Annotated in this window: 13 protein-coding genes and 1 other RNA gene; 8 read left to right on the top strand and 6 right to left on the bottom strand. The window is 48.3% G+C overall.

Annotated features, from left to right (window positions below; all coding sequences use genetic code 11):
- The 6 genes from ACTHMC_RS12390 to ACTHMC_RS12365 form a co-directional block, all read left to right on the top strand.
- The coding region (locus tag ACTHMC_RS12390) for a hypothetical protein (protein ID WP_440413440.1) at positions 1 to 1,152 on the top strand (1,152 nt) is incomplete at its 5' end.
- 82 nt (positions 1,153 to 1,234) lie between these two features.
- Positions 1,235 to 1,486 (top strand): hypothetical protein, encoded by a 252-nt coding sequence (locus ACTHMC_RS12385; protein WP_440413439.1) that lies wholly within the window; start codon positions 1,235 to 1,237, stop codon positions 1,484 to 1,486.
- A complete protein-coding gene (locus ACTHMC_RS12380) occupies positions 1,483 to 1,884 on the top strand; it encodes a hypothetical protein (RefSeq protein ID WP_440413438.1) in 402 nt (133 codons plus the stop codon). The genes ACTHMC_RS12385 and ACTHMC_RS12380 overlap by 4 nt, the downstream gene beginning before the upstream one ends.
- 2 nt (positions 1,885 to 1,886) lie before the next feature.
- Complete coding sequence (locus tag ACTHMC_RS12375; RefSeq protein ID WP_440413437.1) at positions 1,887 to 2,516, top strand: hypothetical protein; 630 nt, start codon at positions 1,887 to 1,889, stop codon at positions 2,514 to 2,516.
- 28 nt (positions 2,517 to 2,544) lie between these two features.
- Positions 2,545 to 3,138 (top strand): glycoside hydrolase family 19 protein, encoded by a 594-nt coding sequence (locus ACTHMC_RS12370; protein WP_440413436.1) that lies wholly within the window; start codon positions 2,545 to 2,547, stop codon positions 3,136 to 3,138.
- Between the two features lie 90 nt (positions 3,139 to 3,228).
- The gene (locus ACTHMC_RS12365) at positions 3,229 to 3,483 is read left to right on the top strand and encodes a hypothetical protein (RefSeq protein ID WP_440413435.1); all 255 of its coding nucleotides are present in this window, start codon (positions 3,229 to 3,231) and stop codon (positions 3,481 to 3,483) included.
- Positions 3,484 to 3,573: 90 nt separating this feature from the next.
- Here the strand turns inward: ACTHMC_RS12365 and ACTHMC_RS12360 are convergent, their stop codons facing one another.
- The 6 genes from ACTHMC_RS12360 to ACTHMC_RS12335 all read right to left on the bottom strand — a co-directional run bounded on the left by ACTHMC_RS12360 (position 3,574) and on the right by ACTHMC_RS12335 (position 10,890).
- A complete protein-coding gene (locus ACTHMC_RS12360; protein ID WP_440413434.1) occupies positions 3,574 to 4,350 on the bottom strand; it encodes a BRO-N domain-containing protein in 777 nt (258 codons plus the stop codon).
- A gap of 368 nt (positions 4,351 to 4,718) precedes the next feature.
- A complete protein-coding gene (locus ACTHMC_RS12355) occupies positions 4,719 to 4,958 on the bottom strand; it encodes a helix-turn-helix domain-containing protein (protein ID WP_440413433.1) in 240 nt (79 codons plus the stop codon).
- A 340-nt stretch (positions 4,959 to 5,298) separates the two neighbouring features.
- Positions 5,299 to 5,595, bottom strand: a complete 297-nt coding sequence (locus ACTHMC_RS12350) for a hypothetical protein (protein WP_440413432.1) — start codon at positions 5,593 to 5,595, stop codon at positions 5,299 to 5,301.
- A gap of 12 nt (positions 5,596 to 5,607) precedes the next feature.
- A complete protein-coding gene (locus ACTHMC_RS12345) occupies positions 5,608 to 6,843 on the bottom strand; it encodes a tyrosine-type recombinase/integrase (RefSeq protein ID WP_440413431.1) in 1,236 nt (411 codons plus the stop codon).
- A gap of 149 nt (positions 6,844 to 6,992) precedes the next feature.
- Positions 6,993 to 7,391: a transfer-messenger RNA gene (ssrA, locus tag ACTHMC_RS12340) on the bottom strand.
- A gap of 187 nt (positions 7,392 to 7,578) precedes the next feature.
- Positions 7,579 to 10,890 carry a DUF4838 domain-containing protein gene (locus ACTHMC_RS12335; RefSeq protein WP_440413430.1) on the bottom strand — a complete coding sequence of 1,104 codons (3,312 nt, stop codon included), beginning with the start codon at positions 10,888 to 10,890 and terminating at the stop codon, positions 7,579 to 7,581.
- A 168-nt stretch (positions 10,891 to 11,058) separates the two neighbouring features.
- Between ACTHMC_RS12335 and ACTHMC_RS12330 the strand changes: the two genes are divergently transcribed.
- Positions 11,059 to 11,601, top strand: a complete 543-nt coding sequence (locus ACTHMC_RS12330) for an RNA polymerase sigma-70 factor (RefSeq protein ID WP_440413429.1) — start codon at positions 11,059 to 11,061, stop codon at positions 11,599 to 11,601.
- A gap of 134 nt (positions 11,602 to 11,735) precedes the next feature.
- Positions 11,736 to 12,800, top strand: a complete 1,065-nt coding sequence (locus ACTHMC_RS12325; RefSeq protein WP_440413428.1) for a FecR family protein — start codon at positions 11,736 to 11,738, stop codon at positions 12,798 to 12,800.
- Positions 12,801 to 12,804 lie beyond the last annotated feature (4 nt).

The following is a 12,804-nucleotide window of genomic DNA, read 5'->3' as shown; positions in this document are numbered from 1 at the left end:
CCCTTCCTGCTGCAGGCGCAGCTGGTTGAGAAGTTTCCGAAGTCAACAACCAACCCTTTCGGGTATGTGATCCTGAAGCCGTCTGACTATTCAGCAACGAAGTCATACCCTGTATGGCCATTCGTACATGGTGCCGGAGGCCGTGGAGATGGCAGCAGCTCCGCCCTCGACGCGCTTGTGAGCACTCAGATTCCGTCGAACTTGAAGGCAGCAGCTGAGAAATACAAGTTCATTATTGTGGCGCCGCAGTACGCCGATGCAGGAAACAATGCTGTGATCGATAACGCTATCACGAAAGCGCTGGCCATCCCGGGCGCGGATCCTTCCCGGCTTGTCGGCGGATGCTTCAGTATGGGCGGCGGCGAAATGACCCGTTATGTAACCAGCAGCCAGGCGAATGCCGATAAGTTCTCTTTGCTGGTAGTAGTGGCCGGCCTTAATGGCCTGCAATCTGCGGGCATCAAATATATTGTTCAGTCCAAACTGCCAGTGGTCTATTTCCATGCCAATGATGATCCGTCAGCTTCTGTGAATTACTCAAAGAATGGACTTGCCGCAATCAATGTGCTGAATCCTGAGATACCGGCAAAGGGAGTGTTTTACACAACAGGCGGCCATGATATCACCAATCGGGTATATGATGCCGATAAATTCCCATGGACCGGTAACGAGATCCCAAATAACCTGTACGAGTACGCACTGAGCCTGACCAACGAGACGCCTGCAGCGGTACCGGTTCTTCCTGGTCCTGTGGTACCGGTGGCGGTGGCCAGCGACTTCAGCACGACCACCGGAAAGATCGCCCTGATCGGGAGCCAGTCACGGAACTATGTTGCCAGTAAATCGAAATGGGAGTGCGTCGGCGCGCCTACCGGCGTGAACCGGTGGAACATCAACGCCTGCAGCTACATTGACTGTGGTCTGGGCCAGGTTACCCAACTGCCGGCCGAAGGCAAATACATCTTCCGGCTGACCGTGGCGGATGCTGCCGGCCAGACAGCGACAAAGGATATCACGGTCACATATTCGACTGGATCAACCTCAACAGAGCCCGACCCTCCTGTACCGCCTGCAAAAGTGATCGTCGGCCGATTTTTCTACGGCGGCTGGGAACTCGTGATATATAGCGACGGGTCCACGGACAAAAAGTAACGAGCAACAGATAGCACCTTCCTCCATCCATTGAAAAAATTACTAACCCAATCCGGCCAACTCACATAAAGCGGATTCAATCATGAAAATAATGGGCTTTCACATTCCGGACAACGACGGCACCAAAGAGAGCATTGCCTGCGGCATGTTGGGGGGTATTTACTCAACCCTTGCGAACATTTATCTGCCAACAGATTTCTGGTCGAAGCTGTGGGAGGCGGCTCTAACTGCCGCCATCTGCGGTGCCGCTGGATGGGTAGGAAAGCTTGTTGTGCAGACCGCGTACCGGTCGCTGAAGACCTATTTCGTAAACCGTAAAAAGCCAAAGAAATGAATAATTACATGATAGTGGCCGTGGGCTGGGTCATCGGCCAGGCAATCTATGCGACAAAAAAGAGCTGGGATTTACAGAGAGCTAATGCTGATCTCTCATTTCGTGATGCCCTTACGCTGTATTTCTCCAAAGAGACAGCAGCGTTTGCATTCGGTTTCCTGATCTTCTGCGCTGCTCTTTTCATGCTGCCAGACTTCATCAACATGGATATCACCAGGGAGGATCTGCGAAATACAGAAGTGGTTAAATGGAAGAAATACTTCATCTACTTTCTGCGCGGGATCAGCGTTGTCTTTGGGTACCTCTGTCAGAATCTTGGCTATTACCTCTTTGGGAAAAGCGAAAAGATTCTGGAAAAGCGTAGCCAAGTTGACGGTATTGATTTACCAAAACGATAATCATGAAACAAATCATTATAGGCCTGCTGCTCGTAGCCGTGCTGGCCTCCTGCGGCACCATGCGAAAGAATAAATCTTCCTTTCGCCAGGAGACGGCGAAGCATGAATTGAGCACCCGTGACAGCGCCGGCACCAGCTTGGTAGAAAGCTTCGTGAAGAAGGTGGACAGCTCCCACGCGATCGAAAAAGAGGAATCTGGCTATGAGAAGGAGATAGAGGAAGAGACCTTTGAAATCCGAGTGCCGAAGAAAGCCGCGGTTGAGCTTGTCGAAGGAGTTGATACGGCCGGTCTTACCGAAACTGTAGTAGTCAGGCAAACAAAAAAGACCATCCGGGAGAAAGGGCTGAAGGTCAAAGAGACCACCCAGCAGGCAGCCGTGAAAGAAGAACAGCAGGCGGTGCAGCAGCGGGCCGCGCAGGTCACCAACCTGAATAAAGTGGACACCTCTGCAGCAGTGGCCGTCAGCGAAAAGCATGTGAAACGTTCCGGCCTTCCCTGGTGGGCGTGGGGCCTCATTGTGATGACCTTCCTTGCCCTCATTTACCGATATCGATACAAAATACTCGGCGCCTGGAATTGGGCGCTTTACCGGCTTATAGGCCGCAAACCACCGAACAATGCTACTCGCTGAAGAACAACTCAAAAATATTGCGACTCGCATGCCGGCACCTTTGGTGACGGAGATCACAGGATACATCAATCTAATCTGCCCAGACTTCGGGATGAACAGAGACGTGCTGCATGAGTTTCTACCCAACCTTCTGCATGAATCAATTGAATTCACCAGGCTGGAAGAAAACCTGAATTACTCTGCCAAGCGACTTACTGAGGTATGGCCCAATCGGTTCCCGAACATTGCCGCAGCTGCACCCTTCGCGAATAACCCGAAAGCCTTGGCAAATAAGGTATACGGCGGCCGAATGGGAAATGAGCAGCGGAATGACGGCTGGGACTTCCGCGGTGGTGGCGCCATTCAACTGACCGGTCGTGGCATGTATTCTGCCTTTGCCCGGTTCATGCTGGATCGGTTCGGCATGCGTCGTACTGCGCAGGAGTGGGCGGAACTGATCCGCACGAGTCAGAAGTGGAGCATGTATGCTGCGTGCTGGTTCTTCTCTGTGGCAAAGGACCTGAACGATCTCGCCATCAACGATGAGATGAGAACAATCGTGAAACGGATCAATGGAGGCTTCAACGGTCTTGATGATCGCATGATGTATTATACGCTTTGTAAGAAATGGATACCAGAATAAGCATAGGAGCACGGCCCCGGTATATACTGGGGCCTCATTGTTTCCGGAAACCCGTAGCTCTGCATCCTGGCGTCAGTCTACCTTTGAAGAATGAAAAGAAGGAAAGCGATCACACTGGAGGAACTCAGCATAGCCGGCAGTCCGGAGAAGCTGATGCAGGTGTACCAAGCAATGCAAAAGGAGATGGAGCGGGTGGATAGAACGAATGCAGCTGAGCTCACGAATCTTTACGCTATCCTGCGGCGGTTGACAGCAGAAAGCCGAACCTGGATAAAGGAGTATGAAGAAAGGACCGGACAAAGAATAGGGGCATTAAAAAGCCCGCGTCGCTCGGCGGGCCTATGATGAGTTAATTGTGGAAAGCCGCAATGAATATACAGAAAAAAGAAAAACCGGCCTGAGCTCTGCCGGTTTTCTCATAATCGATCGTAGTTTTTAAGCAGCCGAATTCGGCAGTAACTTTGGTAAGTAGTCCAGAGCTTTCCGGTCGCGGTCTATAAAGTACTGCTCCGCATTGTTCGGGATCCACACTTCGTCCACATACTTAATGAAAGCTGGGAGGAGTTCATTGGGATAGACCCTGGCGTCCACAACCTTTCCGCTTGGAAATTCGTGAGGATAGGTGTCAAAGACTTCCGGAGCAGACGGATAGTTGTCTTTGAGATAGCCAGAAAAACACCTGCCAACACTTACATCAGGCCTGATCTCCTTTCCCATGAAACCTTTGTTAGGAATTACATAGCCGGCATGCTCGAACCTGGCATACAGCCTCACAAACAATTCAGTAAGAACTGAGAAGTGTCCAGTGGGGATTTTTGTTGCGTTCTGCATGTAGCGAATGATGAAGTTTGGTGTCTCAACCCGATCAATCCCATAAGAGCCCTTCTTACGGATTGTGGGTATTACCTTCTCAAAGATCCACTCCTCAAACTCTTCTGCGGCAGGGAGGTTTGATTTAGCAATCAGCCGGTAAAGATTAGGTTCGTTTATCAGCGTAACATGCTGAATACCACCTTTAGTAGAAAGGGGGTAACGTTTCGTTATACCCTTTTCCTTGCAATGGTCAGCGATAGCCTTACTGGCATTTGCATACCCCAAAGCGGAAGTGATATCTGCTGCTACAAAATGGATTTCTCCATCAATGCTGATGGTGCGGACGCGCTCAAAGTGGCCGTCCTGCTCAAACTTAAATAAGAGAATCTGGTTGGACATTATTACTGGTATTTAGTGAAAAAGGGATTCGCCCGCTAAGGAGCGACTGCCAATAACAACCAGACCAATAAAATGGAAGGGAGAATTCAGATTTGGAAGGGAGGTTACAAAGCGCTAACTTTGCATTTCGGACTTATCCCTAGTGGAAAATCTTAATTTTCTCAAGGCCTCAGTAGCGCTAACTACTGGGGCCTTATTGTTATTAGCGTCACAAATTTAAAACATTGCTTTCGAACAACCTATAAAATTTATTTGAATTACCTGCAAGAGTTATTACACGCGATTTTCGTGTTTCAGGATGTACGGTCAAAATCGTAGTTATACGATATGGGTGAGAATCTAAGTCGTTGATAATTTCTGTAATTGGGCTATTTGCCTTCAGAAAAAAATTTTTCTGGCGTTACTTCCAGAGCTCTGCAAATTCTCATGAATGTAAGCATTTGTACATTGGTTTTACCCCTTTCAATCTTCCCCCATTGCGCCCGTTCAAATCCTTTTTCGTAAGCGAATTTATCCGCAGAAGTATATCCAATCTTTTTGCGTAGAGACACGCAACGGGTACCAAACCATTTCATAAAAGCATCATCTGAAAAATCAATTCCTTGCATTTTCGCAAGTTCCTGAATTTCAGATTAAAAGACCACGGATTATAAGACCCGGTGTTATAAGACGCTTTTTCCGTAACTTCCCCTTGGATATGGAGGGGCCTGATTGGTAGCCACCGAATTGCTCTGCCCCAACTTTTAGGTTTTCCATCACCGGCTTAACCCGGTACGCGCCGGTAGTCCTGCCGGTGCCTTTAAATCTTCACTATGGTATTATCGTTTATCCTCCTGTTTATACTGATTACCGTGGCAATTGTACTGGGCGCAGCTGCCGGATTTTGGGTATATGAGAAAACAAAGAATGAATTCCTTTTGTTTCTGACAATGCTGGCCGCCATCCTCCTTATGATTTATCTCCTTTATGTGACTGGCTTCCCCTGGCAGGGTCCGCCTCGATCAGTTCCCGCATCTTCTTTTGAGTAAGACCGAAATGCGCCGCCATGCCGGCGATCTCGTCGTGGGAGAAGTTCAGGCCCGCTTTCCTTATCTGGTTGAAGCGCTCCCGGCGCATACCTGCTGCTGCAGCCACAGGCGCCACGCCGGCAAGTCTCGGGTCCAGGATCTGCGAGAAGTAGGTAATATCTCCGTGCTCAACTAACACACGTACACTGTCCTGGTATCTCATTGCTTGGTAGGCCATAATGGTAGTTGTTTACTCCCCGTATAATTTGTCCATTTCACTATCCAGTCTTTCGTCATCAAGGGTCTGCAGGTAGATTTCTGTTGTTCTCTGGTCTTTATGACCGAGACTATCCTGGATCACCGATATACTATCGGTCTTCTTTTTCAGATGAAAGGCAAAGGAGTGGCGGGCAATATGAAAATTGAGTGGCTTATTTAGTTCCACCAGTCTGGCAACTTCATCCAGGTACCGGCCTACGGTCACATTGAGAACATCGATCATTTTGATGTAGGCCGGATCCTTACCTTCCAGGATCTCACCCCCGTTCTTAATATAAGTGATAATAGCTGGTCCGTAGGTGGCGTGGTTTCGGATCTTGTCAACGAACGGGAAGATAAATTCTCCTTCGTGATCCTGGTACTGATCCAGCACCGCCTGCAGCTTCGAGTGAATCTTCACGCTCAGAAATCGTTTGCCTTTATTTATCCGCCAACCGATCCGGCCGGCATTCACATGGCTCTTGAGCATCATTACACAATTCTCGAACCGGGCGCCTTTGCAGTAGTATGAGAAGAGAAACAGGTTCCTGGCATCATGTATAGGACCGGCAGGAATATAAACCTTCTCGATGGCCTCAACTTCAGCTTCGGTCAGCTTTTCCTTTTTCGGAGGGCTACCGGCGATATGATAAGTGTTGAAGGGATTCGGCGCCTGTACTTTCCCTTCCTCGGCGGCATTGTCGTAGAATTGCCGGAGCCGGGCGAATTTGCGCAGCCTGGTGTTCCCGATATTCTTATTGTCGATCATGTAGGCTTCCAGTTTCCTGAGGGCATCTTTAGTCAGATCCTCAAAGAAGACCTCCCGGCCGAAACATTCAATAAGCTCCGTTTTGTATCGTTCCACCTTCCGGGCCTGCACGTGCTGCTTTTTCTGTTTATAGTGCTCAATCCTGGAAGAAAGGTAACCGGTAAAGGAGTAGCCATGCCTTCGACTGCCCAGTGTCTCCAGGTGGATAGGTTTGTTGTGGAGCTTACAATCGGCAATGTATTTCTCAGCGCCACTGATCACGTCAGATAGTTTCGCGTTGATGATCTCCGCCTCGGCATGTTTGCCAGAAACACGGCTGCCGGTCCAGTATTTCTCTTCAATGGAAAAGCCGGTTGGCAGGTGCTTCAACTTGCCTTTGTGAGATATTTTAACTACTACGGGGTATACGCCTTTTTTGCGGGGGATTCGAGTATCGAGAAGGGGGGTAACTGTTGCCATATTTTTTGTATCAAAACCTGTAACAATTTTGTATCAATAAATTTACTAAAAGAAGATAAAAACGGATAAACGCGGATAAAACTATTTCTGATGGAACGCAGGCTGGGAAAAGAAAACCCGCATCTGGTGCGGGTTTCGAGGGTAATTGTTCGTGGAGCTGAGGGGGGTCGAACCCCTGTCCAAACATATTCGCCGAAAGCTTTCTACATGCTTATCCGATTATTATTTGTCGGGAACAGGCAGGGAACTGGCAAACCAATCTGCTCCTTATTTGCGATAGTCTTAAGCTGCAGTCACAAAACCCTGCAGCAGCAACCTGTTTTAGTTTGTTAGTCGGCGGCGGAGCGTGGTAACAGATCAACCTGCTCGGTTCCGAAGAACCCCTTGCGGACGCGGCCCTAATGACTACTTAATCACTGATTAAGCGGCCATGGCATACTGAGTATTGCCAAATAAAAGTTTGAATATTCAGATTATCGTGCTAATTATCCAACGCACGGCATGCTTACACCTTCAAAGATCTATGCTGTCGAAACCAGTACAGCCCCATTTGAGTGAGCCTGCAAATATAAGAATAAATCAGGTTGTGGCAAAATATGGGATAGGGGACCGCCTGAACCGGAACTATCGCAATTGCCGGTAGCGCCACCTGTCTCGCCGGAAAGCCAGAAGTGGAAATATAAAAGACCTCCCCATTACGGGAAGGCCTTTTCTTTTCGTCAACCAAAACGAAAACTATTTTTTCAGGAATTTCACTGTATACATTTTCCCCTGCAACATCACAGAGGCTATGTACACATTTCCATTTGTGATGGTGGCCGGGATCAGTACCGTATTGTTTCCTTTATTCAGCTGAACTCTACGCGTTGCTACAGTTCTGCCACTGATATCCGCTATATTGATCAATACCAGCTCTGATTGCGCAGCCTGGATGTTCGTATATACAGAAGCGTTGCCCGCACTGGCTACTTTGAAACCATTGCTGCTTTCTTCCTGCTGTATAACGGGAGTCAGGCTGGCCATCTGAGGAGTAGGTGCTACAGCAGCTGTAGAATAATTATGGATCGAATCCTGCAAAGCGCGCAGATTCTCGATCAGCTTCACAGTATTCAACGGCGTAGCGCTTCCGAACATCTCAAAGCCTCCACTGTATCCGAGTGAGGAAGATGTCAGCACCAGTAATCCATCTCCGATCTGATATGATAAAAGGAAAGGGCGATCCGGATTGGTGCCGAAGCTCGCTGTTGCCAGTTTGCGCCAACCGGCTGCAGGGGTATATGCCTGTGAAGGTGTCATACCGTCCCGTACAATGCTGATGATATTGTTGGGTACAGTCTGCCATTGTCCACCATCGCGGAATACAGTAGCTCTTGTTGCAGAGGTTGCGCTCGACCATGATACTGTAGGTAAGCCGGTGAACCAGGTGTTCATCGGCAGGTTGCTGCCGGTGACAACCACTAATCTTCCTTTACTCACAAAGTCCGTGATCTCATTCTGGAAGAAACTGTTCGACAGATCAACATCCCCGCCGCTCAATGATTTTACTACAAGAACCGCTGCATCTTCGTTGAGCTTTTCGTTGAGGTCCGCCTCGCCACTGATGCCTGAGCTCACCTGCCAGCCTCTTTTCTGGAATTCTACTGAGATGGGGAATCTGTTTGCATGTCCTTCATCATACAGAATGATTTTATTGAACAAAGGATTGGTGATGGTATTCACCAGTTTGATCTCAGAGAAATTATTCTGATTGTAGAAAGATCCATCGGGCCATCCGGAATTCCCTTCGGGCCTGCCTCTTTTGATCATCATTTTAAATGTGGTGTTCAGAGCTGGAGTAATGTCCAGCGCACTGAACGGAATAGTGATGGTGGTTGTCCAGGTACTGTCAGCCGTTGAAACCGTATTGGTGGCAGACCAGGCCGTACCGGGAGCCCATGAAGTTAAGAAGTTGGTGCCGCCTTTGGAGGATGCATCGTATCTCCAGGGCGTTCCACTTTTAGCATTCACTGCAAAACGCAGGTAGGCCGGACTGTTTGGGTCTTTCTGCAAATAGATTTCTATACGGTCATCGGTAAGAATATTTGCATTATCGTTCGCGGTTGCTGTCTGCACCCGATTGGCCACATCCGCGTCGTGGTTCACGATCCTGATCACCAGGTTGGTGGAATTCCAGATCATCTTTACATCGGTTTGTTCCAGGGCATTCACTGCCTGCCCGCTGCTGTTCTCAAATGATGCAAGTGTAGGAATGGATGGGTCATCCCAGTTGATGGTGCCGGTTGCATTAACTATTTCTGTTGTATACCTGTACGCGCGCTCCGACCTGTAGTTGAAGATCTTTTGCCAGTTGAGCAGCAACTTTCCGTCAAGATCTATTTCTTTATACAACCTGTTGAACACCGCTGTATCAGTGACATCATTTTCCAGCGTGGTGCGCGCAATCCGGAGATGATTGTTGAGTTTTACAAGTTTGGAGAAATTCAGGAAGTCCACGAAGTTAGCAGGTGAATTGTTGTATCCCTTGATATCCCCTGAAGCATTCCTCCAGGCGGTGTCCCAGGTTTTGTAATAATCCCGCATATGAACACCTGCTGTGCCATAGATCTTGTTGTAGTAATCATTCACTATACTGTCTGCATTCACAGGCTCCCACATGGCGCGCGCTGCTGCATATAAATTGATACGGTTGCAATTCCAGTTGGTGGTTTCCGGATTTGCTGTAACACGGTAGGGGCGCAGCTCCGACATATAACCCACCAGTCCTGTATTTCTGATCCAGTCCATCTGATCAACTTCCCATTTTACCAATGGAACATACATGGGGTCTGTCCACATGATGTATTCATAACCCCTGATTCCCATGTGTACGTTCTTTCCCATCCAGCCGGTGATCTCTGTATTGGGGGTACTGTTGGTGGCATCGGAGCCCGACATATAAGGATGCCTGTAACAGGCTTCGTACAACGCATATCCAACAAATTCAAAAGGTGCTGCAGTAGTGGCGGGTACAGGTTTGTAGCCCTGGTATGCATAGGTCCAGTAGCGTTTGCCCGGATGTGTTGTTTCTACTTTTGCAATCACCAGCTTCATGAAATTCTGCCAGCGTGTGCTCACGGAAGTGCCGAGCGGACGGCATAGTACAGTATCCCTGCAATAGAGCTGGTTGTCTACAGGATACATGTGCACGATGTCCACAAACTTATTATCATCCCACCAGCCCCTGATCATATCGGCAACTGCTTCCTGCACATCGGGATTGCCCCAGCAAAGATGGGATGTTTCATTGACAGGCCTGGTGCCGTCTGCCTGCAGGGCAGCCCAGCTGGGATGTGCTGTCAATGTATCTACAGGAAGCTTTATATTATGACCTGCGATGCGGCCCAGGAAGCCTTTCTGCTTCCTGATCTTGATAGTGGTGGTGTCTGTTTCTCCTTCAGCGATGCTGATCACATTCATCCTGTTCCTGGCCATCCAGGTATCGTTGATGGCATAATCACTGGCGTTGGAGTTCACTAATGCAAGCGTGCGGATAGGTAATTGTGGTGCATGAAAGATCCTTAAAGAGTTAATGGAAACAGTGGTTTGTTTAGGAATGAATTCTCCGGTCTCTCCCGGCCAGAGCCAGCGTACACCGAGATGGTCTTGCAGGAACGTGTAAGTGGCATACAGTGCGGCGCGTGCTGTTTTGCCTGCGAGGAAAAGATTGTTGCCATTTCGCCACACTGCCGTTTGCTCATCGTTGACATTGGAACCGCTCAGATGCAGCGAGTCGGCATTGGCGCTTACCAGCGGATTGGCCAGTGTTCCGATCACTATCTGCGCACCGGAAACCGGGCTGCTGTTGATAGCTAACGTTTTACCGGTCATGATCTGAATGGTACGTTGCAGCTCCAACGCCGCGTACCAGGATACTGAGGCGGAACCGGCATTTACATAGATGACCGCTTGCTGCGAAGGACTTGCAATAACAAGGTCCTGCGCCTGGCAATGGGAATTCCATGCCGTGATCAATGGGATCACAGCTGAGAGGATAAAGTACTTCAGCATGTTAATTGGTTTACAGATAATGGAAACATTTTGCAACCGTATTCCCTATGACAAATAAAATAAAATGGTAAATTGCCATTGTCACGCGCAGAACATCTGGTTAGTACAACATCAAAAATCTTATTCTACTTAGCTCTAAATTAATTATCCGGATAAGGCTCGCCATCCATGCAATCACTTCTAAACAGGATTCAAAACCATAACGACCAGAAGGCTTTCAAAGAGCTTTACCAACTGCTGTTTTTCAAGCTGTATCAGTTTGCTTTTTCCTATACGAAATCAAAGGAAAGTGCTGAAGAACTGGTGAATGACGTCTTCCTCAATATCTGGCAAAAGCGCGATAGCCTTGATTCTATCCAGAATATCAACCTGTATTTATATGTATCTGTAAAGAATGCCTCCCTGAATTACCTGCGCAGGAATAACCTGCCAGTGCCTGTTTCTGTGGATGACCTGCATGCCGATCATTTTCAGATCACTGCCGATCCGGAATCCACCCTCATCAACCGGGAACTGCAGACGCAGATAGCATTCGCTATCGAACAGCTCCCGTCCCGCTGCAAACTCATCTTCAAACTGGTAAAACAGGATGGGCTCAGTTACAAAGAAGTAGCCGATATTCTGGGGATTTCCACTAAAACGGTGGATGCCCAGTTATGCCTGGCCCTGAAGAAACTCGCACTCCTGCTGCATCATGCCAGCTCCATCTGATAATCTTAAAAATATTTCCATTCCGCTTAGGGAATTCTTCCGGATAATGTTTCCTTTATGATATATGTCACTGTTCCTTTATACCGGAACCGTGAAACGATTGCTTTCTTACCACAGAAAGAAGTATCATAATTATGAAATCAGACAGATTAATTGAGTTACTGGCAAAACAGTTGGGCAAATCAGCAACCACCGCTGAATTGCAGGAACTGGAGCAGTTGTTGAAACATTATCCTGATCAGCGTAACCTGGCAGCACTTCTGCATTCCCTGCAGGCTGAAAGCAATATGCCTGAAGGGGAGCAGCAATCGCTGGTAAGTGATAACTGGAGCCGCTTGCAGGAACAGTTGAATGAGAGCGCTATCCCAATGATCCCCCAAAGAAGGTTCCTGCAAACATGGATGGGCAGGGCTGCTGTTTGGGGAGGGATCCTGCTCATTGCTGGCACTGCCTGGTTGATGTACAACCAAAGAGAAAAGGGCGCCGGCAATATCACCAATGTGCAGCAGCTGAGTGCAGCAGATGGACAGCCGGTAAAGAAGATCCTGCCCGATGGAACCGTAGTATGGCTGAATGCACGCAGTCAGGTACGTTATGAAGATGACCGTACCGTCAATACCAGGAATGTTTATCTCCAGGGAGAAGCTTATTTCCGGGTAAAGCAGGACCCTGATCATCCCTTCATTGTACATGCCGGAAATATTTCTGTAAAAGCACTGGGCACCGAGTTCAACGTTACAGCTTATCCGGATGAGAACAGGCTGGAAACAACGCTGATCAGTGGTAAAGTTCAGGTGACCATGAATGAAAAACCTGATCAGAAGATCATCCTGGCACCCCATGAAAAACTGACCGTCATCAATAAGGAAACCAATAAGAATACAACGGAGCAGAAAGCCAGTGAAATGAGCTTCCAGGTACAACCGGTTACCAGTCTGGGTTCCGTGAATGCCGTTCCTGAGGTGGCCTGGCTGCAGGATAAGCTTTCATTCCAGAATGAAGTGTTCTACAAGCTGGCGAAAAAAATAGAAAGAAGATATGATGTGGTGATGGTTTTCAGGGACTCCACTTTGAAGTATGAAAGTCTTACAGGAACCTTTGAAAATGAAAATATCCGTAAAGCGTTGCACCTGCTGCAACTGACCACTCCCTTCCGCTACAGGATAGAAGGCGATTCTGTTTTTCTGAATCGTCAATGAGATT

The sequence above is a fragment of the Pseudobacter sp. genome (assembly GCF_051955275.1).
Lineage (GTDB): Bacteria > Bacteroidota > Bacteroidia > Chitinophagales > Chitinophagaceae > Pseudobacter.
Note: the sequence above shows the minus strand (reverse complement) of the source record. Positions and strands in the feature narration are given on the sequence as shown.

Coding starts and splice junctions, on each gene's coding strand:
- ACTHMC_RS12385 (WP_440413439.1), top strand. CDS start 1,235: ATGAAAATAATGGGCTTTCACATTCCGGACAACGACGGCACCAAAGAG.
- ACTHMC_RS12380 (WP_440413438.1), top strand. CDS start 1,483: ATGAATAATTACATGATAGTGGCCGTGGGCTGGGTCATCGGCCAGGCA.
- ACTHMC_RS12375 (WP_440413437.1), top strand. CDS start 1,887: ATGAAACAAATCATTATAGGCCTGCTGCTCGTAGCCGTGCTGGCCTCC.
- ACTHMC_RS12370 (WP_440413436.1), top strand. CDS start 2,545: ATGCCGGCACCTTTGGTGACGGAGATCACAGGATACATCAATCTAATC.
- ACTHMC_RS12365 (WP_440413435.1), top strand. CDS start 3,229: ATGAAAAGAAGGAAAGCGATCACACTGGAGGAACTCAGCATAGCCGGC.
- ACTHMC_RS12360 (WP_440413434.1), bottom strand. CDS start 4,350: ATGTCCAACCAGATTCTCTTATTTAAGTTTGAGCAGGACGGCCACTTT.
- ACTHMC_RS12355 (WP_440413433.1), bottom strand. CDS start 4,958: ATGCAAGGAATTGATTTTTCAGATGATGCTTTTATGAAATGGTTTGGT.
- ACTHMC_RS12350 (WP_440413432.1), bottom strand. CDS start 5,595: ATGGCCTACCAAGCAATGAGATACCAGGACAGTGTACGTGTGTTAGTT.
- ACTHMC_RS12345 (WP_440413431.1), bottom strand. CDS start 6,843: ATGGCAACAGTTACCCCCCTTCTCGATACTCGAATCCCCCGCAAAAAA.
- ACTHMC_RS12335 (WP_440413430.1), bottom strand. CDS start 10,890: ATGCTGAAGTACTTTATCCTCTCAGCTGTGATCCCATTGATCACGGCA.
- ACTHMC_RS12330 (WP_440413429.1), top strand. CDS start 11,059: ATGCAATCACTTCTAAACAGGATTCAAAACCATAACGACCAGAAGGCT.
- ACTHMC_RS12325 (WP_440413428.1), top strand. CDS start 11,736: ATGAAATCAGACAGATTAATTGAGTTACTGGCAAAACAGTTGGGCAAA.